Here is a 24,228-nt window from a genome sequence, read left to right as displayed (position 1 = left end):
AAGGAATTTACACCCTCCGCTTTTCAGCAAACCTTTACCATCAGGCAGTGTGATGGAAAGGGCACTTGGAGAGAACGGTTCTATCCACCTGGGTGGGCAGTTCGTTCGCTTTCACGTTGGTGATGATGAAGTTGCTTTTGGGCCGCGTGGGCATCCGCACTAGACTGTAACTCAAATCCTGCTGAGGCACCTCGTAGGTCATGTGCTTGGCCAGGTACACCATGGACACTTTCATGGCTTCAATGGTCACCCACTCGCCGGCGCAGCGGTGGCCGGAGAAATGATCGCCGCCGCCCTGCGGAATCAGATCGAAGGGACTGCCTTTCCAGTGCTTGAAGCGGTACGGGTAGAATTCATGAGGGTGCTCCCAGATGTTAGGGTCGTGCAGGGTGCCGTAGATGTCCAGGAAAACCAGGGTGCCTTTCTTGAAATCGTGCCCGCCCCAGCTGAAGTCATTTTTGACCCGATTTCCCAAAAACGGACCGAAAGGATAAAAGCGGCGCACTTCCTGCACAAACCACTCTACGTAGTTCTCTTCATCATCTGCAATTTTGCGCTGCGCCACCGGATGATCGTGCATCGCCAAAGCGCCAAATGTGATGTACGTGGCAATGGCCACGATTGGCCTTAGCAGGTTGATCAGCTCCACCGCCGCCATGTGCTTATCCAGCAAGTTGTCATCATGGTCGCGGTGAAACGCCATCACGTGGGCAGGGGAACCGTCTGGCACTTCTAAATCGCCCTTCCTGATCTGCTGGATGACTTTCTCAATCCACTTCTCCGCTCTTTTGCGGGCTTTCCGGCCGCGCATGTGCCTTGGTCCCACGGCCCCGAAAGCGTCTACCATGGCGGTAAAATCCTGGGCCCGTTTACGAACTTCTTTTTCTTTGAGCGGCACCCCGGTCCAGGCACAGGCCACGCGACACAGAAGATCCTGCACCTCCTCAAAGAGCACCACTTGCTCCATCTGCTCCCACTTCTTGATGTACCGTTGCCACTGCTGCGACATGAGCCGGTTGATCTGGTGCAGGCTGTCTGGGGTCATCAAAGACATGAACATGGCTTTACGGTGCAGGTGCGCGGCTCCATCCAAAGTCTGGATGGCGTCTTTCCCCATCAGGGTATTCTGAATCCGGTTGGGGATAGCCCCCAGGCGCATGAACTTATCGGGATCATAAAAGATCTTGGCGGCCTCTTCACCGTGCAGGCAAATGACGTTCTGAAACAGGATTCTGGTCTTGAAAATATTGGAGTTGAACCGCTCTACCCGGTTCTGAATGAAAGGAAACCCTTCCAGCAGCAGACGAATAGAATTGTCCAACACTTTCTCTTGCGGAATTGTGGTCATGAACTTGCGTATTTGATGAAACGATGGCTACCATCCGCAGAAAACGTCAACGTTCACCGCAGGCTGGAAAGCTCAGGTAAATCGTACGCATAGAAAGACCGGGTGTTCCTTTAACCCTGAATCCGCCAGAAAAAAGGGTATAAACCACAGCTTCCGTTTAGAAGCGGCGCCGTTGTTCACCCCGGATAAGAAAGGAAGATTGAAAGACGGTTTTGAAGCCAGATTCTGAAAAACAGGCCGAAAACGTTAGGCCACTTGCTGGACGGGAAGCACCCGGTGCAACACCTTGCGGCTGGAGAAATACACGGCAAACCCGAACGGGATAAAGCACAGCAGCCAGGCCATGATGCCCACCAGATTAGCCAACCAAAGTTGTTGCAGCGCATTGAGCCAATCGGCCCGGAACATGCTGGTAAGTTTGTCCAGCGAGAACGGAATGGGTGTCACCGGGAAAATACTCTGGCCCAGATCCACAAAAGGAACATACAAGGCGAGCTGCACGGGCTGCATGATGTACCCGATGAGAATGGTAAACGCCACGTTGAGCCGGAACCGGATGGCCCAGAAAGTACATAACAAGGTGGTCAGCCCCAGAAAAGGAACCATCCCGAAACCCGCGCCCAGGGTTATGGTCAACGCCAACTGGTGCGGAGTGATGCCTTGCTTCACTAATTCCAGCACCGGCTCCCACAGCTTGCGGCGTATAAATTGCTTCACTCCTACTTTTCTTGATAGTAACACGTTTCTCAAATACAAATCGTTTTCCAGTACTTCACCCTGCCTTACGGAACTAACGCCGAAAGTTGCGCTTTCATCCCCTGAAAAGGAAATATAGTTCCTTAATTTCAGGATACCCTGTTGCCGCCGCTACCTCGCTCCCGTTCAACTCCTTGCCACCGCAAAAATCTCCTTCCGCAGCTATCAGTTCCGATACTCTATTAATACCCGAAACCTCCAGAAGTAACCACGTACTTTTCCATTTGTTCGATCAAAAATAAGGCAGCTTCTCACTAGTGACAGCCAACTCCCTTGCTAACCCTATTACTAATTGCAAAAAATTTTAGGCTTGGGCACTTTTGCCGTATCTTTAGATGTTCCTTCACCTGATATAGCTGCTCTGCCATGGACATAACGCTTGCCCTTCTTTCATTTCTGATTGGTGCCATTCTCGCCTATTTTCTGGTCCAAGGCAAGTTAGCCGCCCTCCGGACTTCGCTCCAAAACCAGGAAGCAGACAAAGCCTTCGCCCTCAAGCAGCAGGAAGCGGCCCAGGCCGAAATGCAGAAGCTGCAGGAGCAGCTTCGCCGGGAGAACAGCAAGGTGATGGAACTGCACGCCGAGGTCACCCGCGCTGAAAACGACATCTACCACCTGAAGCAGAAGCTCTCCGATGAACGCGCCGAGCTGTCGCACCTCCGCGAAACGTTCATGCAGCAATTCACGCAAGTGTCTAATCAGGTACTGGTCACCAACGCCGAGCACTTCCGGAAAACCTCCGCTGAGAATCTGGAGCAGGTCTTATCTCCGCTGAAAGAGCGCATCAAGGAATTCGAGAACAAGGTGGAGCAAACGTATGAGAAAACCCTGAAGGACAGCACTTCTCTTAAGGAACAGATCACCTACATGGCCAGCCTGAACCAGCAGATGAGCCAGGATGCCCTGAACTTGACCAAGGCTTTGCGGGGCGAGAAAAAAGCGCAGGGCAACTGGGGCGAGTACCTGCTGGAAAACCTGCTGGAGAAATCTGGCCTGGAACGGAACGTCCACTACCGGCGCGAGCAGGTCCTCCAACACGATGACGCTAAAGTGTTCCGGCCCGATGTGATCGTGGACCTACCCGACAACAAGCACCTGATCATTGATTCCAAAGTAAGTTTGGTGGCGTATGATGCGTATTGCAACTGCGAAGATGAAGGACAACAGCAGGTCTATCTGAAAAGTCATGTCCAAGCCATCAGGACCCACTTTTCAGATTTGAGCCGCAAGAACTACCAGTTCCTGCACGGCATCCACTCCCCCGATTTCGTGCTGATGTACATTCCTATTGAGCCGGCCTTCAACCTAGCCATCCAGCACGACCGGGATCTTTTTCTGGAGGCGCTGGACAGGAACATCGTGTTCGTGACCACTTCTACCCTATTGGCCACCCTCAGAACCGTGGCCAGCGTTTGGAAACAGGAAAGCCAGAAACGCAACGTCCTGCGCATTGCCGAAGAAAGCGGCAAGCTGTACGACAAATTCGCCAATTTCCTGGAAGACTTAAAAGACATCGGCGTAAACCTGGACCGGAGCCAGCAGAAATACCATGCCGCCATGAACAAGCTCTCCGAAGGAAACGGAAATCTGCTGAAGAAGGTAGAACTGCTCAAAAAGTTGGGCGCCCGCACCAGCAAAACCATGGAAACCCAATGGCTTCAAAACGCTCCCTCAGTAGCGGAGCACTTACTGGAGACAAATCCTCTGGAGGAAGAGAACCTAGAAGAGGCGAATAGTTAAAGGTTGAGTTATCGAAGACAGAACCTTGAAAGGAAAGTAAGAAAAGAGGCAGCTACTTTCATAGCTGCCTCTTTTACGTTCCGGTTAGTTTACAGCACAAAATGATTGATTTAATTCAGTGCTTTCACTTTCGTCAATAAAGCTTTCGTTTTCTCCCACTCTTCTTGGGTCTTTTTATCCTGCTGTTTGGGGGTGGGAGCTTTTGAGTAGAATTGGAGTAAGTTCTTTTTCATTTCTGGCGTGAGGGTGGCGAATTCTTCTTTGTCTAATTTCTCTAACCAGGCGGCATAGGTTTCATCGGCTTTGCCGTAGTTGCCAAGTTTGGTGCGGTCGCCGGTGTCTAAATCTGTGTTGGACAAAGTGGTGATGGTGGAAGATAGTTTCAGCAGACCAGAGCTATACTGCTGCGAAGTGACATTGAAACTCTCCATGAAAAGCTTTTCGGCGGCGGGAGTGGGTGGTTTGAACGACAGCGCACGGTTTGGCCCTATCTTAGGCAACACGCGCAACAACCAACTCAATGCTTTCTGAAACAGGTTGGGCTGCTGGTACTCTCTCCCCCATTTTTGGTGGTAGTCCGTTTTCCTGATTCTATACAGGTACTCCCGACGGGTAGTGCTCGGTTTTGCGGCTCTGATGTCAGAAGCTTTCAGGTTCCAGGCGGCTTTGGTCAGACTGGGGATCAGGGTGCTTACCGAGCGGCGGAATGACCCGATGGTCAACTTTAGGTTTACAAACAGGCTACCCAACTTCAAACCATACGTTTTTTGGAAAGCCCGCTCCAGCGACTCTTGGCTTACTTCAAAGCCTATGAAGTCCCGGTACGCTTCCGGGGCGTAATTTCCGCGGGCAACCTGCAGCACATCAAACCCAAACTCCATTTTCACGTGGGCCAGTGGGTTTTCTTCATAGGTGACACTGGTGCCGTGGGTTGCTTTCATCTCAGGGTACACCAACGGAACGGAGAGGTTGGTGCCTAAAGGATGACCGTAATTATCGGCGTAATAATGGGCCAGGGCTCCCAGTCCAAAGGCATATTCATTTAAGGTGTGCGCTTCCTCCAGTAAGGCGATGATAAAGTCGCCGCTCCTCACATAGTGGGTCAGATCTGTGAAGAACGTGTTTCCGAAGGGATAGTAGCCCATGTCTTGAATAATGGCTCCGCCGTAAGCGTGAGCATGTGCTTGCTGCAGTTGCTCAGGAGTGGCCTCCGGGAATTTCTTCTTCAACAAAGGCACAAGAGACGGCTTCCAGGCGACATCTATAATGGCCTGATGCGTCAGCACTCCGTAGGCGGTACTCTCCAGAGGTTTTAGGGCCATAATTGTAAAAAGAGCCCAAAAACACAAAATGAACCGATGAATAGACATAAGGCAGCTTCTTCTTGCGGCAAGGTGAATACCCGCACATGTTTCCAGTCTTACGTCAAATACGGATTATAGATCAAGCGGCAAGTACGGAGCAATTTCTATCGATTAGCACCTGATATTGAGCCTGCATAGAGTTACTAAATCTTAGTGGTTGAACGGGATATTGCCTGGTGCAAGCATCCGCTTAAACTGGCGTTATAGGAGTGTTTTTGATAAAGGAGCCTTGAAACAGAGACTTACCATTTTAGAGAGGCGCAAGTTTCCTTCTTTGCAATAGATTAAAGACTTATTCTAGTGAGACTGGATTAGCAGGAAAGTATTTCAATCTATAAAGCTTTTTCAGTAAAGCTAATTGTGCAACCGCTGCTCTTGCAGACATTATTCGCAACTTGTAAGGTGCCTGAGGCTGGATTGTTGGTGAGAACACCAACAATGGCGGCTGGGTTGTCAGAATTCAGCTGAATTGTCTGATCTGTTTTAGAAAGCCTGATCTTTGCTTTAGGAGTTTAATTGAAAACTGGAGGTAATTATTTAAAGTTTGAGGAGCTTATTGAAAGCTTGAAAGTGATTGCTTGAAAAGCTGGAAGGTGATTGCTTGAAAAGCTGGTATGAGATAAGACCAAATTCTACAACATGGGTTTTTGGCCTGTTTTCGTGAAAAGGGCCTAAAACGTAAAGGCGCACCGTATGGATGCGCCTTTACGTTTATGAAGTTGATTAATTAATAATTCGCCTCTACCCCCGGTAAATCGATTAAGATAAAAGTACTGTCAGCGGAGGCTTTGATGCGCAAGGCATCCACATCAGAGGAACGTACTTGGTCATTTTTCTGGACTTGTATTCCGTTGACAAACAGTTCACCGGTGGTCACGTAGATCAGCCCCTTCCGGATGGGGAATGTCTTGAAGTCTATTTCTTTTCCTTCCTTCAGGTTGGCGTAGTAGATGGTGGAATTGGAATTGATATACACCACGTCTTCCAGCACCTTCTGCCCGGTTACCAACGGAATCAGTTCGTTCTTTTCGTCGGTGAAGTCAATGGCCTTCTGCTCGTAGCTGGGGGTAAGCCCTTTCTTGTTCGGGAAAAACCAGAGCTGGTAAAGGTGCAGGTCCTGGTCGGTGCTGTTGTGCTCAGAATGGCTTACGCCCGTGCCGGTGGTCATGCGTTGCACCTCGCCGGCTCTTATGACCGTGTCATTGCCCAAGCTGTCTTTGTGGGTCACCTCCCCTTCCAGCACAATGGTGACAATCTCCATCTCTGAGTGCGAGTGCTCCGGGAAACCGCTGTTGGCTTTGATATAGTCGTCGTTGAAAACCCGAAGGGGTCCCCATTGCACGTTATCCATATCATAGTAGTCTGAGAAAGAAAAGAGGAAGTAAGAATCGAGCCAACCGTGGGAGGCGTGGTGTCTATCTGAGGCGGAAATCACTTTGATCATGAGATAGGGAGTTGATGTTCACTTGATAAATACGTACCCTTGCCCCTGAGGTTTATTCTGCGTTTCCTATATAAATAATAAGGCTGTTTAGGGGCTGTTTTCCTGAAAACAGCCCCTAAACAGCCTTATCCTGACCAATGATAGATTACTTGCTAGTCTTCAGTTTCTTTACTTCCTGTTGCAGGTCCAGAACCAGGGACGTCAGTTTATCCAGAGAGATCTCCGCCATCGGGAAGGTAGTGCTGATGTAAGCTTTCGCTTCCCAGAGTTCTACAATCTCATCTAAGGCCACATCATAGGGCGCGTAGCTGGGGTTGTCAGAGTGCAGGCGCAAGGCCGTTTGTTTCTGCTGATGGTAGATCCGCTTGAAGACGATCCCTTCCTGCAGGCTCACCACAATGCAAGGCGTTCCGTCTTTGATCTCCTGCCACTGCTCCACGTACCTACCCACAATTACCGTCCCGGACGGAATAGGAAGCATGGAATCACCTTTGATTTCAAAAGCTCTGTACGTACCAGGGCTTTGGATCATGGGCAACCTGAACTTAGGAAGTTCTTCCATGAACTCTGGGTCAGAGTAGCCATTCAGGTAACCGGCGCTCGCTTTGTACGGCACCAGCTCTATGTTCTCGCGGTCCTGTGAATCAACGGTGATAGACAGCACTTTTACGTTGGACTGGCGCTTGGAAGAACCAGACTTGAATGTGTTGGGCAGATCAGGATTGATTAACTCATCTACTGACAATTGGAACACCTGCGCCATCTTCATCAACGTGGCCAGCTTAGGCTCCGCTCTCCCTTCTTCATAGGCACCTATCAAGGATCGCTTTATCTCCAGCTTTTCGGCCAGCTGTACCTGGGTCAGATTGAGTTGCTTTCTTAGATATTTCAGGTTAGTGCTCAGCATAGGAAAGTGGATAGGTTGTTTTACAAAGTAAAAGTACTAATTCTTTAGCAAACAACTAAAATTATTGGCATCTTAATTTCTTTCGCGCCCATTTTTTTCTCTTCAGAAAATGATTGTTATCATTATTTTTGGTAAGGTGCCGCGCACATCTTTTATATAAAGGCATGAGGGGCCATTCGGCTCAATCCAAAGCACTTACCCACCCATATTTATTTATAGTAAATTTTGGAGATAAGTTGGATTATATACTACCTTTGTAGCGTTAATATCAGCAGATCTATTATTGGTATTGTCCAGTTTAAACCAACTTATGAGCATTTTTTACTAATTAAATTTATGAATTCAGCTACGTTTAAGAAAGCAGTGTCCTTTTTTGCATTGGCTTCCGTTTTTTCTATCTCGGGTTGCCAGCAAGACATGATGGTGGAAGAAGCCGCCAATTTAGCGGTAGAGCCTACCTCTTCCTCTAAAGTTATTCCGGGTAAGTTCATTGTTATCCTGAAAGACAAAAAAGGACAATCGGTTAGTGAATTACGCGAAAGAATTTTGGGGAGAAATGGAATGGAAATCGGCCGCGCCCGTGAAATGTTCCAGGGAGCCTTGAACGGCTTTTCCGGGTCATTCAGCAAGGAAGAAATCAATCTCCTGCGTGCCGACCTGAATGTTGCCTTTATAGAACCTGAGCAAGCGGTATCGCTTGGCAAAACCGCAACATCGTCTACAGTTACTACCACTACTACTACATCCACCCAAGTTATTCCTTGGGGAGTAGCCCGCGTAGGGTACGGTGATGGTACTGGCAAAACTGTTTGGGTAATTGACTCAGGCGTGCAGACCAACCACCCAGACCTGAACGTGGACATGGTACGCAGCAAGTCTTTCATCTCCGGCGATGCTTCTTTTGAAGATGGTTACGGTCACGGAACAGGCGTAGCCGGCGTGATTGGTGCCAAAGACAATAACGAAGGCGTAGTTGGTGTTGCTGCCAATGCCACTATCGTAGCCCTGCGGGTATTTGACAACACCGGTTACGGAACGCTTACCCGTATCTACTCTGCCATGAACTACGTGTTCCAGAACGCGCAGCCAGGTGATGTGGTGAACATGAGCTTACGCGTAGCTGCCTCTAGCATGTTAGATGACCTGGTGAAGAAAACAGCCGCCCGTGGTATTTTTATTGCCGTGGCCTCCGGTAACAGCTACATTGACTGCAAAGTAGATTCTCCGGCCCGCATCATCGCGCCAAATGTGTACGTGGTTTCCAACATGAATTCTTACGGAAGCTTCAACCCTACCTCCAACTTTGGAGCCTCAGTAAACTTCACTGCTCCTGGTACTGACATCAGAACCACCTGGAAAGGCAGCGGATACGCCACCGGCAACGGAACGTCTTACGCGGCTCCTCACGTAGCTGGTATTCTGGCCGTAAACGGCGGCATTGTGAACTCACAAGGCTTCGTGACCAACGACCCAGACGGCACGCCAGATCCTATCGCTATGAAATAATCTCAGCTCTTTTATCAAAGAAAAAGGCCCGCTATATGCGGGCCTTTTTCTTTGATAAATATAATATTCAGAATAGTTGATCTATTTCGGGGCTTCTTTTCAGAAATTAGAACAAAAACAGGCTGGCGCTGTTTAGCAGACGTTGCAGCTACTAGATCAGCTTTAGCTATTTTCCTTGTTGAACCGACCAATTCCGAGCCTGATTTTCAGGTAATCGATCTCGCCTTCCAGGTAGTCAAAGATGGGTTTCAGGGCGGCGGTTTGCTTGGTCTGCAAAATTCCTTCCCGCACCCGGCTATACTCCCACTCTGATAGGTAAGGCTTCAGATCCACTTCATAACCCTGCTGGTAAAGCGTTGCCAGATGCGAATAGATGGTGTTGATCTGCACCTGCCGCTGCTCCGAGATTTCCTCCGGGGTTTTCCCCTGCCGGAGCAACTCATAGGTGACCAGGTGCGTGGTGCCCTTTAGTTTTACCTGTTGCTGCTCTGCCTGCTGGGCCAGAAAGCTCAGAATGGCGTTGATGAAGATCTCCCCGTACTGCTCGTACTTGGCCTGCGCCACCCCAGAAATAGCCAGGAAAGCCGGACGGTTGGTAGGCCGTTGCTCCACAATTTCCTGTAAGGTATTGTCCGTAAACACTACATACGGCGGAATATTGCGCTCGTTGGCCAATTGTTTCCGGAGATGCCGCAAGTGCTCGAACAATGCCGTCTCCACGCCACTTCTGGATTTCTTCTGCCGTTTCTCTTTCTCCTCTTTGGGCAGTGGTGCTTGGAATTTGACCAGTTCTACTTTTTTGCCCTTAAAAAGCACCTCCTGGCTGGCGTTGGTCAACTTGAGGGCTCCGTGTTCATCATAGGCGATTTCCAGAATTCCCTGATTGATGAGCTGATGGATGTACCGTTGCCAATCCTGCGAGGGCACATCGCGCCCCGCGCCGAAGGTTTTCAGTTGGTCATAGCCTCTGGTCAAGGTCAGTTGGTTACGGGAACCGCGTAGAATGTCCACCACCTGCGCCGAGGCAACTGTTTCCTTGGTTCTGGCTACCGCCGATAAGATTTTCTGGGCCAGTTCAGTGCCGTTGAACGAGGTAGGCGGATTATCGCAGATATCACAATTGCCGCAGTTGCGGGAATATTCCTCCCCAAAGTAGTGCATCAACGTTTTACGGCGGCAACTGGTGCTTTCCGCGAACTGCTGCATGCGGTCCAGCTTGGCAAGGGACAAAGCCTGCTCCTTGCTGTTCTCACCCTGGGTCACGATATCGCGCAGCGTCATGACATCGGCTAAGCTGTAAAATAACAGCGCCTCGGCGGGTGCGCCATCGCGGCCGCCGCGACCAATTTCCTGGTAGTAGCTTTCCAGGTTTTTGGGAAGGTTGTAATGAATCACCCAGCGCACGTTGGACTTGTCAATGCCCATCCCGAACGCAATGGTGGCGCACATGATCTGGATGTTGTCCTGCAGAAACTTCTCCTGCACCTGTTCCCGGTCCCTAGCCGATAAACCCGCGTGGTAATAATCAGCGTTGTAGCCTTTCTCCTTCAGTTTGGCCGCCAAAGATTCACAGGCTTTCCGGCTGAGGCAGTAGATGATGCCCGGCTGAAAAGGACGTTCCTCCAGATAATCCAGAATGGCTTCTATCCGTTTTTGGCCGGGCTGCACCTGCAGATAGATGTTGGGCCGGTCAAAGGAGGAAATGAACACCTTGGGATCCTGCAGGTACAGCTGCGTAAGAATATCACGCTGGGTCAGCCGATCTGCGGTGGCAGTCAGTGCAATGATGGGGACTTCAGGAAACTGCAGTTTCAGGTTTTTGAGTTGCAGGTACTCGGGCCGGAAATCATGGCCCCAGGCCGAGATACAGTGCGCCTCATCAATGGCGAACAGATTGATCTGCAGCCGTTTCAGGAACGAGAAAAATCCCGCCGAGAGCAGTTTCTCCGGCGAGACGTACAGCATTTTCAGGCGGCCGTCAAAGCACTGCTGCTCAATCAACTGCTGCTCTTTAGCCGACTGGGAACTGTTCAGGTAACCGGCATTCACGCCGTTGCCGAGCAGCGCCTCCACCTGGTCTTTCATCAAAGCAATCAAGGGAGAAACCACCACGCTCAGGCCGGGCATCACCAAGCCGGGCACCTGGTAGCACACCGATTTGCCGCCGCCAGTGGGCATGAGCACCACCGTGTCCCGCTTATCCAGAACGCTGGTGATGATGTCTTCCTGACCGGGCCGGAACTGATCATAACCAAAATACAGCTTCAGCGCCTCGCGTGCTTCCTTTACTCCCATTTCCTAATCGTTTTGACAAAAATACGCCAAAAACGCCTTTTTTCCTTTCTCACGTGTGTCTATAAACAAAAATAGCCCGGAAAACTTCCGGGCTATCTAAAATGGTTAGCAATAAAGAACTCAACCTAGAAGATGGCATCTATGATGGCCGTCACAATAGACAGCACCAAACTGAACAAAATGGCGGTCAGCAAGCCGCTGATATTAAACCCGTCCAGCAGGTAATCGGCCATGTACAGGATGATAGCGTTGATGACCAGCAAAAACAACCCCAGCGTCAGGAATGTGATGGGAATGGTCAAAAGCACCAGAATGGGCCGAACCACGGCGTTTAATATCGCCAGCACTAATGCAAGTAAAATGGCGCTGGAGATGCCGTCAATGGTGACGCCCGGGAAAAACTGCGCCAGCACCAGGGCTACGATGCCGGTGATGATAATCTTGAGGATGAATCCCATAGTGATAAGTTATAGTGAGGCTTCTAATCTTTTCTGAGATACGGCCATCCAGTTACAGAGTTTGTAGAGCAGCCTGGCGCCTACGTTCCCGTTCCACTCACTGTCGCCGGGGGCCACTTCGCACAGGTCAAAGCCAATGATCTCGCGGCCGGATTTCACCAGCGCTTTGATCAGGTACACGGCTTCTTCAAACTCAAAACCTCCGGGCACCGGGGTACCAGTGGCCGGACAAAGTTTAGGGTCCAGCCCGTCAATGTCAAAGCTGATGTACACTTTCTGGGGCAGCTGCGCGATGATTTTCTTGCACTGCTTGCGCCAGGAAGTTCCTTCAAACATCTTGGTTTTGATCTTGCTGTCATAGAACGTGGTGATGCGTCCGTTGGACTGATCCACCAGGTCGGCCTCAGCCTGGCAAAGGTCCCGGATGCCCACCTGCACCAGTTTCTTCACCTGCGGCAGTTTGAGGGCGTTGAACATGATGGACGCGTGCGAGTACGTGAAACCTTCGTAGGCATCGCGTAAATCGGCGTGCGCGTCTACCTGCAAAATGCCGTATTCTTCGTGCTTTTCGGCTAAAGCGTGCATAAAACCCAGCGGGGTGCTGTGGTCACCGCCCAGTACGCCCACCAACTTCCCTTTCTCCAGGTACGCCAACGTCTCTTTTTTTGACCACTGCAGGAGATCCTCGCCCCGGCGGTTTACTTCTTCAATAGTGGCGTCATGGATAGCAGAATCGCCTTTGCTGCCGTTCTCCAGGAAGTCAATATAAGCTTCCGTTTTTTCGCGCAGGCGTTGGCTTTCCAGGGCCCAATCCTCGGGCACCGCCGGCATGTGAATACCCAGGTGCCAGGCGTTGGGTAACTCAGGGTCAAAAAGATCCAGCTGCGGAGAAGCGTCCCTTACGGCGGTAGGCCCTTCGGCGGTACCGGCGTTGTAGGAAACGGTCACCTCCCACGGAATAGGGAAAATTACTACCTCAGACTCTTCCTCGGTGAACGGAAGTCCGAACAGGCCACTGCCTACATCGCCAACGCCGTTCTGATCAAAAGAAGTGATTTTCTTGTGCTTGGAGTCGCACATGGTGGGCATGTTCATGCTCATAGTACTACGCTTTAGAGGAAAGTAAATCTTTTACGAAGTTTGGCAAGGCAAAGGCGGCTACGTGGATGTCTTCATTGTAGTAGCGCAGGCCTTGCTCCCTTGAAAACGCGGCGGCGGCCTCCTGGTTGAATTTCTTAGGGTGCACGTTGCTGCCTTTTGTGCTAAACGAGAAGCTCCAGGTACCGGTGGGGTACGTAGGAATGGCCGCCAGATAGCAATGCACGTTATCTTGCCCGAAAATGCCTTTGTAGGTCTCGAAGATCTCCACGAACACTTTGGTATTGAAGCGCGGGGACTCACTTTGGGTGATCATCACGCCTTCGGCGGTGAGGCAACGGTGCACTTCAGAATAGAACTCGGCGGTGAACAGGCCTTCGCCCGGGCCCACCGGATCAGCGGAATCCACGATAATCAGGTCAAAAGCTTCGTTGGCGCACTCTTGAATGTATTTGATGCCGTCTTCCACCAACAGTTTCAGTTTAGGATGACCGAAGGCGCTGGCGGTCTCCGGCAGGTGGGCTTTGCAGGCCTCAATCACCAGTTCATCTATCTCTACCAACACCACTTCGTCAATGCTGTCGTGGCGCAGCAGTTCACGCACGGTACCACCATCGCCGCCGCCAATCACCAGCGCCCGTTTTACGTTGCCATGGCTGAAGAAAGGCACGTGGGTGATCATCTCGTGGTACACGTACTCGTCTTTCTGGGTGCACATCACCATGCCGTCCAAGGTGAGCATGTTGCCGTAGGCCAGCGTTTCAAACACCTCCACCTTCTGGTAAGGCGATTGTTTTTTGTAGAGCTGGTTTCCGGTGTGTTTTAGCGAAAGGGCAATGTTTTCATCGCGCTCCGTAAACCACACATCGCGGGTGATGCGCGGGATGGAAGCAACCGGCTGACCTGAGTCGCGGGCTTCCACGGTGAAATCGGTGCGCTTGAGCAGGCTTTGTTGGCCTCTGAGGCATTCCATGGAAGAGCCGTGGCTGGCCTTGAACGCGTCAATCAGGTAGTTATAGGAAACCCAGGGATCTACGGAATCGCCACAGGTAAACAAATCTACGGCTGCATAACCGTACTCGGGCCAGGTATGGATGGCCAAGTGGCTTTCCTGGATCACTACCACACCCGATACGCCATAGGGAGAAAAGTGGTGAAAGGTACTGTTGATGACCGTGGCCCCGGCGGTCTCGGCCGCTGCTACCATGCTGTTCTCAATGTGTACCACATCGTTCATCAACTCCGGCGAGCAGTTGTAAAACTCTACCAGAATATGTCTTCCTAAAGCGTCCATAAGCGTTAATCTAGTTCTATTTATTGTTCAGACGCGCAAAACAACAAAAAAGATACCTTATTGGAAAGGTAGAACTTCCTTGCGTTTCGCGTCTATTTTTCTTAAAACGACCACAAAACGGAATTTCCTGGCTTCTCATCAAGCAAAAGAGCCGCACAGGGCGGCTCTTTTGCTTGTGAAAACCACTAAGTGGTTACTTGGTGAGGAAATTATAAGACCGGATAATCTCCAATATTTTAATGAAGGTGTTGGTGTCAAAAAACAGGAGCAGCGGCAGCTCCACCATTTTGGAGTTGTTGGTGAACTGGGTAATCACCGTGAACACCAGCGGCTGAAACAGCGGATGGTCCGTGAAAATGCCTTTCAGCGACTCGGCGATGTCATGCTTGGGCGCCACCGGCGGCGAACCGTAGATGTTGGATTTGAGGATGTTGGCCAATTGCGTGACCAGGGCCCCGGTAATGATGTTACTCACCTCCAGCAGCAGGGATTCCTGCATCTCGGTGAGCGGGTCACTTCCATTCACCGTCATGCCCAGACACACTCTGGAGAGTTGCTCCACGTGCAGCTCGGAAAACAACATCAGGGTAGAGCCGTTCAGCTCCCCTTTGATATCTGACTGAATGATGGTGTGCGAGTTTTCATACGCCCGCACAATCTTCAGAAGCTCCTCGGCCTCCATCAACTGCAGGTCTGGCACTTTCAACAATACACGATCCTTGGCGATGACGGCAAAAGAGTCAGCGGCCCGGGCCAGTCCTATGTTCAGGATTTCTTTGATAATATCCCGCTCTAGTTCATTTACTTGAAGCTCCATGAATCAGGCTATAAAATTGTTGTTTCCCATCAGCTCTTATCTTCTGGCAATAAAGTAGCGGGTAATAGCGGCCACATCCAGCACCAGGCACACTTTGCCCGAACCCAGAAGAGTTACCCCCGCATATATCTCAATGGTATTGACCGGTTTGCTCAGGGCTTTGATCACGATGTCCTGCTGGCGTAGCAGTTTGTCCACGATCAGCCCCAGTTTCCGGTTGTTGTAGGTCACAATGATGATGTTCTGCGCCTCGCCCTGTAAGTCGCTTTTCTTAACGGCGTACTGGCTGAGATCGTTATTGAACAGCTCGCGCATAGACACAATGGTGATGGTCTCCCCGTTGATATCCGCCACCAGCAGTTCTCCCACTTCGTGCAGTTCCTCGGTGGGCAAAGCGACCACCGAATCGGTGTGCATCAGCGGAATGGCGTAGAAATTCTCCTCTACCTGGCAGAGCAACGCTCCTTTCACGGCAATGGAAGTAGGCAGGAAGAGCGTGAAGGTGGTTCCTTCGCCTTTCTTGGAATCTACTCTGATACGGCCGCCAATGGAGTCGATGGCGTTTTTCACCACATCCAGGCCTACACCCCGGCCAGATACTTCCGTTACTTCCTTGGCCAGCGAAAAGCCGGGCTCAAACAGATAGGACAGCACCTCGGTATCGCGCAGGTCACCGGCGGCATCCGCTGACAGGAAACCTCTCTGCACGATGGCGCGTCTCACCTCCTCCTGGTCAATGCCTTTGCCATCGTCGGTCAGTTTCAGGATCACCGTGTCACGGTCATTCTGCGCCGAAAGCATGACATTGCCGTTGGGCGTTTTCTTGGCCTTTTTCCGAACATCGGCCTTTTCTATCCCGTGCGAGATGGCGTTCCGCATGAGGTGCAAAAGCGAATCGGTGATGATCTGGAGGATGTTCCGGTCAATCTGGATGTCAGACCCGGAGATCTCCAGGTTGATTTCCTTTTTCTCGGCCACGGCAATGTCCCGCACAATGCGCGGAAACTTGTTGAACAGCGAGCCCACGTTTACCAGACGGGCATCCATGACGCTGTACTGCAAATCTTCGGTGATGCGGTACAGGTGCGCGCTGACGTTCTTCAGGTCATCGTTGTCCAGTTCCTTGCTGATGGAGAAGATCCGGTCACGGTCAATGATCAGCTCCCCTACCAGGTTCAACAAGTGGTCCAGCTTCTTGATCTGAATGTAAATCAGATCAGAAAGCGAGAGGTTTTTGGACGTATAGTGTTTCTGAACCTTTGACAGTTCAGTGGAATTCTCTGCCTGTGAATTGATGACGATGTCCAGATTGCGGAGCAGCGCCTGGCTGGGTTCCACTTCCTTGGTGCCGTCAATGCCGGTGATCATCTCCCCCAGCATGTCAATGCCGTCAAAAAGAACGGTCACCACCTCATCACTAAAATTCAGCTCCTTGCTCCGGATCATGCCAAAGGCGGTTTCCAGCTTATGGGAAACGTCGGCGATGGTTTCGTAGCCGATGGCTTTGGCGTTGGCTTTCAGGTTATGGAGTAACCTGAACACCTCAGCCAGTACTTGCTCGTCTTCCGGGGTTTTCTCCAGATCACTGATGTGCCGGTTCAGCGCATCATAATACTCGAGAGCCTCGGCTATAAATATCTCTTTATATTCCTGATCTCTCGACTTCATCCTACCAGTTTCTGTTGGAGCACGTGGCTCAAATTACGGTTCATCACAAACCGGTGCATAATGGCGTTTATCTGCCCTAAGGGGAAAACGCCACTGACTACCCCACTCTCAATGGCTGACTTAGCCATTCCGAAGATGGTGGAGGTTTCTTCATTCTGAGCGATCACCAGGCCGCCGCGGTTCACGATCTCCTGCGCCCCGGCGGTGCCGTCCTGTCCCATTCCGGTTAAGATGACGCCCAATACCTGATCTTTGGCACTATGGGCGGCAGACTCCATCAGGACATCCACCGAAGGCGTATCCATGGCCGACGACGGCTCCAGCGAGATGGTATAGGGTGACAGGTGCAATGATTTTTTCTGGACGCGCATGTTCTGCCCACCGGGCGCAATCACAATGGTTCCGGCGGTCAGGCGCATGCCCTCAAATCCTTCTTCCACGCGCCAGTGGGTGAGTTTCTGCAACCTGCGGGCCAACCGCTTGGTGAATTTCTCCGGCATGTGCACGGCCACCAACACCACGGTGGGCTGATGAATAGAAAGATCTCTGATGAGGTATTCCAGGGCAGCAGAGCCGCCGGTAGAAGCTCCAATCACCACCAATGACAGCGGCGTCTCTTTCGCGGTTGTGTTGACCCGTACCGAATTGGTATAGTTCAGCCACCGGTCTCTGGTCTGCTCTTTCACCTTTGGCTTCATGGAATAGGAAGCCGAGTAGCTGTTCACCAATTCCCGCAGCTTGGTCATCAGACCGGCTTTGGCAGCTTCCCGCATGGCAACTTTTCCGCTGGCCGATGAATAATTCGCAAAGCCCGTTTTCTCCAGCGTACTGGTGATAGAGTCTGCGTTTTGGGCCAGATTTTGGGAAACCATCAGCAAAAGGGAAGATTTCTCCCCAAACACCCGCCTGAACAGAGGAACCCGGCCACTCATGGTCAGGCCATAGTGGGTCACGATCAAGTCTGGCTGCGAAGAAAATGCTTTGTGCAGCAATTCCTCCTGTGACTGGGCTGTATCTACCACCTCAAGCTGAGGTTCGGCGTCAATCATTCCAGAAAGCACAAGTCTTGAGCGTACAGAGGTATCCCCAATTAAAACTCTGATCTTTGTTTGGTGCACAGGGTGAAGGTGTGGCGCGTTTTAAACTTGTTTTTCCTATTCTTCTTTAAAAGCGTTGCTCAACGCTTCTAACACCTTGTCTTCAGAGAAAGGCTTGATGATGTAATGCAGGGCACCGTACTCGGCAGCTTCGTTCATGATCACCTCCTGCCCCACGGCACTGACAATCACTACTTTCATGTCTGGGTTATCTTGCTTGATTCCTTTCAACACATCTAAACCGGTGTTGTCTGGCAAGATCACATCCAGCGTAACCAGATCCGGAATTTTTTCCTTAGCCATCTGCAGGGCGGTTTTCCCGTCCGGAGCTTCCCCTACCACATCGTACCCGGCGTCCAGCAGCATGTTTTTCAACATAGTGCGCATGTAGAAGGAATCATCTACAATTAAGATTCTTTTTTTATCCGTGATTTCCATAAGTAATAAGGTCGATAATGAGCACTATGATTTCAATTGCAATACTTCATCTGAGGTAAGGATCTTGAAGATGTCCAGCACGATGATGAGCCGGTCATCATACTTCCCGATGCCTTCAATGAAGTTTTCATTGATGTTGATGTCCTGAATAAAGGCTGGGGCTTTGTCTATGCTGGAGACCGGCAACGTCAGGGACTGCGGCACCTCGTACACGATAAAGCCCATGGTATAATCCTTCGCTTCCATCACCAGGGTGTAGGTATGCGGGCTAGATGGCCCGGAAGGGCGCTCAATTTTGAAGCGCTCTTCCAGGTTCATGATAGCGATGATATCTCCCCTGATGTTGGAAACTCCTTTTATAAAAGAAGGGGTCTTGGGCATACGGGTGATCTCAGGGGTAATGGTTACCTCCTTCACCTGATCAATGCGGACGCCGTATTCTTCACTGCCCAGTTTAAAGACAATGAGATGCACCTTCTCCTCAACTACCTTCTCTTTTTTATCTCGTATGTTCTGAGACTCCATTATTCCTGACCTCTGTTTTTAAGCGATTTTTTACTGGTTAACCGCTTGTCAAATTCAGCGTCATTCGCCTCGTCGCCGGTAAAAACGCGTTTCCGGGTAGGTGGCACCGCCGTCAACTTGCGGCTATTCCGGTTAGGGAAGATCAAGTTGCCATTGACAAGTTTAAAGGCCGAAATACTCATCTGGAGGTCATCGGCGATGTCATTCAGGCGTTGGCTGGCAGAGGTCATCTCTTGCATGGAGCCGGACAGTTGTTTGGCAGTACCGGCCACTTGCTGCGTACCGGAGGCGGTCTGTTCCGCAATGGCTACCACTTCCTCCACGTACTTCACTACATCCCCGATAGACGTTTTCTGTACCTCCGTTGACACCAGGATGTCCTGGGCACTGCGCAGCGTCTCACCGCTGGAAGTCGCAATGTTCTTAAAGGCGCCGGACGCTTCAAACGTGGCGTTCTTTCCTTTGAGTACGCGGCCTTCCATGGTCGCGATCGCCGCCGCTGCAGAAGAGGTATCTTTCTTCACATCGTCTACCAAGGTGCTGATTTCACTGGCTGATTTCCGGGAGCCTTCGGCCAGTTTCCGGATTTCCTCGGCTACTACCGCGAAACCACGTCCTGCTTCACCCGCACGGGCCGCCTCAATGGCCGCGTTCAAGGCCAGTAAGTTAGTTTGAGCGGCAATGTCGGTGATTACGCCCAGTGACTTGGAGATTTCCTGGCTACGGGTACTTAGTACTTCAATGGTTTTGGCGGTTAGAGCCGCAGAAGAAGAAATCTCTTCCATGTTGCGCACCACCTCGGCCACAGTTTTCAGACCTAATTGAGAAGTTTCCTCCCCCATCACCGCCGAACGGTTCACCACATCAGCTTTGTTCGCGGTTTCTTTGGTGGCCTTCATGATTTCTTCAATCAGTTTGAAGGCCTGGTCTGTTTTCAAGGCTTGGTTTTGCGCACCTTCCGCCATTTGTTGCATGGCCAAGGCTACGTCTACCGTTACCCGGTTCATCTCCAACCCTTTGGCCGCCATCTCTTCAGAAGACGAACCCACGATTAGGGATGAATCGTTGATTTCACCCAATAGGGCATTCAGGTTGTCTACCGCTAAGTTCAAGGCGTTGGACATGGCCAGAATATCACCAGCGGTATGGATTTCCACCTTTTGAGTTAAATCACCCTCAGAAATGGAACGTACTACTCTGGACACTTCCAGCACCGGCGTTACGATGGACTCTAACAGGTCATTTAAGGTATCAACCAGTTCTTTCCAGCTACCAGATACACCATGCACCGTGGCCCGCTCGGTTAGTTTCCCTTCTACCCCGGCTACTCTAGCCACCCGGCTTACCTCACCGGCTAAGCGATTCAGGTCTTCCACCATGCTGTTGATGGTATCGGCTAAGTCGGCTAATTCACCTTTGGCTTGTAAGGTCAGTTTCTGGGTTAAGTCACCTTTAGATACCGCCGTTACTACTTTCACGATACCCCGCACCTGCGTGGTCAGGTTAGAGGCCATTACGTTCACATTGTCTGTGAGGTCTTTCCAAACTCCGGCCACATTCGGCACGGAAGCCTGACCACCCAATCTACCTTCGGTACCTACCTCCAACGCCACGCGGGTTACCTCCCCGGCGAAGATGTTCAGGGAGTCCACCATCTGGTTCAGGTTATCTTTCAGCTCGGCCAACTCACCCCGCACATTTACGGTAATCTTCTGGGTCAAATCTCCTTTCGCTACCGCTGTTGCTACGTTCGCGATATCCCGCACTTGCAGCGTCAGGTTAGACGCCATGGTGTTCACATTGTCGGTGAGGTCTTTCCAAACTCCGGCCACATTTGGCACTGAAGCCTGACCACCCAGACGACCTTCGGTACCTACCTCCAACGCCACGCGGGTTACTTCACCCGCGAAGATGTTGAGGGAGTCCACCATCTGATTTAATATATCTTTCAGTTGAAGGATTTCACCCTTCACATTCACGGTCATTTTCTGGCTTAGGTCTCCTTTCGCTACCGCAGTGGCTACATTAGCGATGTCCCGTACCTGAGAGGTCAGGTTAGACGCCATGGAGTTCACATTGTCGGTGAGCATTTTCCAGGTTCCGGCTACGTTCGGCACGGCTGCCTGGCCGCCCAGTTTCCCTTCGGTTCCTACCTCCAGGGCCACGCGGGTTACCTCGCCGGCGAAGATGTTAAGGGAGTCCACCATCTGGTTCAGAATGTTCTTCAGCTCCAAAAGCTCTCCTTTTACATCTACCGTGATTTTCTGGGTCAAGTCTCCTTTCGCTACCGCGGTTGCCACGTTGGCGATGTCCCGCACTTGGAGCGTCAGGTTAGACGCCATGGAATTCACGTTGTCGGTCAACTCTTTCCAGGTACCGCGCACTTTCGGCACGTTGGCCTGGCCGCCCAGTTTCCCTTCGGTTCCCACTTCTCTTGCCACCCGAGTTACCTCATCGGCGAAGATGTTGAGGGAGTCCACCATCTGGTTCAGGTTGTTTTTCAGTTCGAGGAGTTCGCCTTTTACATCAACGGTGATCTTCTGGCTTAGGTCACCTCTTGCAACCGCAGTCGCTACGTTGGCGATGTCCCGTACCTGAGAGGTCAGGTTACCAGCCATGTAGTTCACGTTCTCCGTGAGGTCTTTCCAAACCCCACCCACGTTCGGCACATTGGCCTGACCTCCTAAGATTCCTTCGGTACCTACCTCACGAGCTACCCGGGTTACCTCCCCGGCGAAGATGTTGAGAGAGTCCACCATCTGGTTCAGGTTGTCCTTCAACTGGAGGAGTTCGCCTTTCACGTCAACGGTGATCTTCTGGCTCAGATCACCACGCGCTACCGCTGTGGCTACGTTTGCGATATCTCTTACTTGTAGCGTCAAATTAGACGCCATAGAGTTTACATTATCTGTTAAGGCTTTCCAGGTACCAGCCACGTTCGGTACCGCTGCCTGACCACCTAGCTTACCTTCGGTACCCACTTCACGGGCTACCCGGGTTACCTCCCCGGCGAAGATGTTCAGGGAGTCCACCATCTGGTTCAGGTTGTCCTTCAACTGGAGGAGCTCGCCTTTTACATTTACCGTGATTTTCTGGCTCAGGTCACCACGCGCTACCGCAGTAGCTACGTTAGCGATGTCACGTACTTGCAGCGTCAGGTTGGACGCCATGGAGTTCACGTTATCGGTTAGTGCTTTCCAGGTACCGGCTACGTTCGGCACGGCCGCTTGTCCGCCCAATTTCCCTTCGGTTCCTACCTCCAACGCCACGCGGGTTACTTCACCCGCGAAGATATTGAGGGAATCCACCATCTGGTTGAGGTTGTCCTTCAGCTCGGCTAATTCGCCTTTTACCCCAACGGTGATCTTCTGGCTCAAGTCTCCTCTCGCTACAGCGGTCGCTACGTTAGCGATGTCGCGCACCTGAGAAGTAAGGTTGGAGGCCATGTAGTTCACGTTGTCAGTAAGGTCTTTCCAAACTCCACCCACATTCGGAACAGTGGCTTGTCCGCCCAGTTTACCTTCGGTACCCACTTCACGGGCTACCCGGGTTACCTCCCCGGCGAAGATGTTCAAAGAGTCCACCATCTGGTTCAGGTTGTCCTTCAGTTGGAGGAGCTCGCCTTTCACGTCCACGGTGATTTTCTGGGTCAAGTCGCCTTTCGCTACCGCGGTTGCCACATTGGCGATGTCCCGTACTTGCAGCGTCAGGTTAGACGCCATGTAATTCACATTATCGGTCAGTTCTTTCCAAACCCCGCCTACGTTCGGCACGGTGGCCTGACCGCCTAATTTACCTTCGGTACCTACCTCCAACGCCACGCGGGTTACCTCACCGGCGAAGATGTTGAGGGAGTCCACCATCTGGTTTAAGCTATCTTTCAGTTGAAGGAGCTCGCCGTTTACATTTACCGTAATCTTTTGGCTCAGCTCACCTCTTGCTACCGCAGTCGCAACGTTGGCGATGTCCCGTACCTGAAGGGTCAGGTTAGACGCCATGGAGTTTACGTTGTCGGTCAGTTCTTTCCAAACACCCGCTACTTTTGGCACGTTGGCTTGGCCACCCAAGATACCTTCGGTTCCTACTTCTCTTGCCACCCGCGTTACCTCGTCCGCGAAGATGTTCAGGGAGTCCACCATCTGGTTCAGGTTGTCCTTCAGCTCGGCTAGCTCGCCTTTCACGTTTACCGTGATCTTCTGGGTCAGGTCACCTTTCGCTACTGCGGTTGCTACGTTCGCGATGTCACGAAGCTGAGAGGTCAAGTTGGAGGCCATGGTGTTCACGTTGTCGGTGAGGTCTTTCCAAACCCCGCCTACGTTCGGCACTTTCGCCTGGCCACCTAATTTACCCTCGGTACCCACTTCACGGGCTACCCGGGTTACCTCATCCCCGAAGATGTTCAGAGAGTCCACCATTTGGTTGATGTTCTCTTTGAGCTGGAGCATTTCCCCTTTCAGGTCCACGGTTACTTTCTGGTCCAGATTTCCCTGGGCCACGGCAGTGGTTACTTTCGCGATGTCCCGCACCTGAAGAGTCAGGTTGGAAGCCATCGCGTTTACATTATCTGTCAGTTCTTTCCAGATACCGGCTACGTTCGGCACCGAGGCCTGGCCGCCCAGTTTCCCTTCGGTACCTACCTCCAGGGCCACGCGGGTTACCTCACCGGCAAACAGGTTCAGGTTGTCAATGGTACGGTTGATGGTTTCGGCCATGACCTTGAAGTCACCGGATACGGGAATCTGGAACGTCTCGTCCAGGTTACCGCGCGAGATGTTCTTCAGTACCTTGCCTACCTCCAATACCGGAACGGCGATGGAGTCTACCAGGCCGTTGATGTTGTTGATCATGTCCTTCCAGAAACCAGAGGCGCTCTCAGCGGAAGCACGGGCTTTCAGGTTTCCCTCGACCCCAGCCACTTTGGAGATACGCGACACCTCGCCTCCTACGCCCCCAATCATCTCCACCATGGAGTTGTAGGCTTCGGCGATCTCAGAGAAGATGTCGTTGTTCTGTTTGGTAAGGCGCACCGAAACGTCTCCTTTTTTAAAGGCATCCAGGGCGTAGAGCACGCGGTTCAGCTGCTCGTTGATATAATCAGAATCCTGATTCTGAGTGGCTTGTCGCGGAGAATTGCTCTTGCGGGCCTGGTCGTTCTCAGGTTCAGTGACGGCTTTCTCAGGTTTGTTGTCTGTTTTCTCCAATGTTTTTCCTCCTGCGCGACCTCTTGAAACGGCAGACTTCCCATTGGACTCAGCCAAAGGAAGATCAACCGCTGAGGGCGCAATCTCTCTCACGGGCTCTATTATGGGCATTTCATCAGGTTGACTTGCCGCCGGTACCTCAACCGGCGTAGCGGCAGCGGCATCCGTGGGGGTCTCCACGGGTGTCTCGGCCTCCGTCTTCCCAATCAGTTTGTCCTTGTTGAGTTTCAAGTTTTTACCTAAAGCCATCTTATCTTTGAATTGAAGAGCGT

Annotated in this window: 17 protein-coding genes; 2 read left to right on the top strand and 15 right to left on the bottom strand. The window is 51.5% G+C overall.

Translation table 11 applies throughout. From position 1 onward, the window contains the following. Window positions 1–40: 40 nt before the first annotated feature. A complete protein-coding gene (locus H7U12_RS22055; RefSeq protein WP_186642083.1) occupies window positions 41–1,348 on the bottom strand; it encodes a cytochrome P450 in 1,308 nt (435 codons plus the stop codon). Between the two features lie 246 nt (window positions 1,349–1,594). Next, window positions 1,595–2,065, bottom strand: a complete 471-nt coding sequence (locus H7U12_RS22050) for a DUF2062 domain-containing protein (RefSeq protein WP_186642082.1) — start codon at window positions 2,063–2,065, stop codon at window positions 1,595–1,597. A 405-nt stretch (window positions 2,066–2,470) separates the two neighbouring features. Here H7U12_RS22050 and rmuC point away from each other — a divergent pair, with 405 nt between their 5' ends. After that, on the top strand, window positions 2,471–3,844 hold the full coding sequence (rmuC, locus tag H7U12_RS22045; RefSeq protein WP_186642081.1) for a DNA recombination protein RmuC: 1,374 nt from the start codon (window positions 2,471–2,473) through the stop codon (window positions 3,842–3,844). 110 nt (window positions 3,845–3,954) lie between these two features. Here rmuC and H7U12_RS22040 read toward each other — a convergent pair whose 3' ends face one another. The 3 genes from H7U12_RS22040 to H7U12_RS22030 form a co-directional block, all read right to left on the bottom strand. After that, on the bottom strand, window positions 3,955–5,166 hold the full coding sequence (locus H7U12_RS22040; protein ID WP_186642080.1) for a zinc dependent phospholipase C family protein: 1,212 nt from the start codon (window positions 5,164–5,166) through the stop codon (window positions 3,955–3,957). A gap of 769 nt (window positions 5,167–5,935) precedes the next feature. Next, a complete protein-coding gene (locus tag H7U12_RS22035) occupies window positions 5,936–6,652 on the bottom strand; it encodes a pirin family protein (RefSeq protein ID WP_186642079.1) in 717 nt (238 codons plus the stop codon). Between the two features lie 145 nt (window positions 6,653–6,797). After that, window positions 6,798–7,559, bottom strand: coding sequence for a LexA family transcriptional regulator (locus H7U12_RS22030; RefSeq protein WP_186642078.1), 762 nt, complete (start codon window positions 7,557–7,559; stop codon window positions 6,798–6,800). A 336-nt stretch (window positions 7,560–7,895) separates the two neighbouring features. Between H7U12_RS22030 and H7U12_RS22025 the strand changes: the two genes are divergently transcribed. Continuing rightward, a complete protein-coding gene (locus H7U12_RS22025; protein ID WP_186642077.1) occupies window positions 7,896–9,065 on the top strand; it encodes a S8 family serine peptidase in 1,170 nt (389 codons plus the stop codon). Window positions 9,066–9,227: 162 nt separating this feature from the next. Here H7U12_RS22025 and recQ read toward each other — a convergent pair whose 3' ends face one another. The 10 genes from recQ to H7U12_RS21975 all read right to left on the bottom strand — a co-directional run bounded on the left by recQ (window position 9,228) and on the right by H7U12_RS21975 (window position 24,187). After that, window positions 9,228–11,360 carry a DNA helicase RecQ gene (gene recQ, locus H7U12_RS22020; protein ID WP_186642076.1) on the bottom strand — a complete coding sequence of 711 codons (2,133 nt, stop codon included), beginning with the start codon at window positions 11,358–11,360 and terminating at the stop codon, window positions 9,228–9,230. 125 nt (window positions 11,361–11,485) lie between these two features. After that, entirely contained in the window at window positions 11,486–11,818 is a 333-nt protein-coding gene (locus H7U12_RS22015; protein ID WP_186642075.1) for a phage holin family protein, read from the bottom strand. Between the two features lie 9 nt (window positions 11,819–11,827). Then, window positions 11,828–12,919, bottom strand: a complete 1,092-nt coding sequence (locus H7U12_RS22010; protein ID WP_241749623.1) for an agmatinase family protein — start codon at window positions 12,917–12,919, stop codon at window positions 11,828–11,830. A 4-nt stretch (window positions 12,920–12,923) separates the two neighbouring features. Then, a complete protein-coding gene (speE, locus tag H7U12_RS22005; protein ID WP_186642074.1) occupies window positions 12,924–14,210 on the bottom strand; it encodes a polyamine aminopropyltransferase in 1,287 nt (428 codons plus the stop codon). 193 nt (window positions 14,211–14,403) lie between these two features. Further along, window positions 14,404–15,027 carry a chemotaxis protein CheC gene (locus H7U12_RS22000; protein WP_186642073.1) on the bottom strand — a complete coding sequence of 208 codons (624 nt, stop codon included), beginning with the start codon at window positions 15,025–15,027 and terminating at the stop codon, window positions 14,404–14,406. 36 nt (window positions 15,028–15,063) lie between these two features. Next, entirely contained in the window at window positions 15,064–16,695 is a 1,632-nt protein-coding gene (locus H7U12_RS21995; RefSeq protein WP_186642072.1) for a chemotaxis protein CheA, read from the bottom strand. After that, entirely contained in the window at window positions 16,692–17,744 is a 1,053-nt protein-coding gene (locus tag H7U12_RS21990; RefSeq protein ID WP_186642071.1) for a CheB methylesterase domain-containing protein, read from the bottom strand. Before H7U12_RS21990 ends, H7U12_RS21995 begins: the two co-directional genes overlap by 4 nt. A gap of 105 nt (window positions 17,745–17,849) precedes the next feature. Then, on the bottom strand, window positions 17,850–18,230 hold the full coding sequence (locus H7U12_RS21985; RefSeq protein ID WP_186642070.1) for a response regulator: 381 nt from the start codon (window positions 18,228–18,230) through the stop codon (window positions 17,850–17,852). A 24-nt stretch (window positions 18,231–18,254) separates the two neighbouring features. Next, window positions 18,255–18,755, bottom strand: coding sequence for a chemotaxis protein CheW (locus H7U12_RS21980; RefSeq protein WP_186642069.1), 501 nt, complete (start codon window positions 18,753–18,755; stop codon window positions 18,255–18,257). Continuing rightward, window positions 18,755–24,187 carry a HAMP domain-containing protein gene (locus tag H7U12_RS21975; protein WP_317170809.1) on the bottom strand — a complete coding sequence of 1,811 codons (5,433 nt, stop codon included), beginning with the start codon at window positions 24,185–24,187 and terminating at the stop codon, window positions 18,755–18,757. The genes H7U12_RS21980 and H7U12_RS21975 overlap by 1 nt, the downstream gene beginning before the upstream one ends. Window positions 24,188–24,228: the final 41 nt, after the last annotated feature.

The sequence above is a fragment of the Rufibacter sediminis genome (assembly GCF_014269285.1).
Lineage (GTDB): Bacteria > Bacteroidota > Bacteroidia > Cytophagales > Hymenobacteraceae > Nibribacter > Nibribacter sediminis.
This window is presented reverse-complemented; position numbering and strand designations above follow the sequence as displayed.

Coding starts and splice junctions, on each gene's coding strand:
- H7U12_RS22035 (WP_186642079.1), bottom strand. CDS start 6,652: ATGATCAAAGTGATTTCCGCCTCAGATAGACACCACGCCTCCCACGGT.
- H7U12_RS21990 (WP_186642071.1), bottom strand. CDS start 17,744: ATGATTGACGCCGAACCTCAGCTTGAGGTGGTAGATACAGCCCAGTCA.
- speE (WP_186642074.1), bottom strand. CDS start 14,210: ATGGACGCTTTAGGAAGACATATTCTGGTAGAGTTTTACAACTGCTCG.
- H7U12_RS22055 (WP_186642083.1), bottom strand. CDS start 1,348: ATGACCACAATTCCGCAAGAGAAAGTGTTGGACAATTCTATTCGTCTG.
- H7U12_RS21995 (WP_186642072.1), bottom strand. CDS start 16,695: ATGAAGTCGAGAGATCAGGAATATAAAGAGATATTTATAGCCGAGGCT.
- H7U12_RS22030 (WP_186642078.1), bottom strand. CDS start 7,559: ATGCTGAGCACTAACCTGAAATATCTAAGAAAGCAACTCAATCTGACC.
- H7U12_RS22010 (WP_241749623.1), bottom strand. CDS start 12,919: ATGAGCATGAACATGCCCACCATGTGCGACTCCAAGCACAAGAAAATC.
- H7U12_RS22000 (WP_186642073.1), bottom strand. CDS start 15,027: ATGGAGCTTCAAGTAAATGAACTAGAGCGGGATATTATCAAAGAAATC.
- rmuC (WP_186642081.1), top strand. CDS start 2,471: ATGGACATAACGCTTGCCCTTCTTTCATTTCTGATTGGTGCCATTCTC.
- recQ (WP_186642076.1), bottom strand. CDS start 11,360: ATGGGAGTAAAGGAAGCACGCGAGGCGCTGAAGCTGTATTTTGGTTAT.
- H7U12_RS22040 (WP_186642080.1), bottom strand. CDS start 5,166: ATGGCCCTAAAACCTCTGGAGAGTACCGCCTACGGAGTGCTGACGCAT.
- H7U12_RS22025 (WP_186642077.1), top strand. CDS start 7,896: ATGAATTCAGCTACGTTTAAGAAAGCAGTGTCCTTTTTTGCATTGGCT.
- H7U12_RS21980 (WP_186642069.1), bottom strand. CDS start 18,755: ATGGAGTCTCAGAACATACGAGATAAAAAAGAGAAGGTAGTTGAGGAG.
- H7U12_RS22015 (WP_186642075.1), bottom strand. CDS start 11,818: ATGGGATTCATCCTCAAGATTATCATCACCGGCATCGTAGCCCTGGTG.
- H7U12_RS21985 (WP_186642070.1), bottom strand. CDS start 18,230: ATGGAAATCACGGATAAAAAAAGAATCTTAATTGTAGATGATTCCTTC.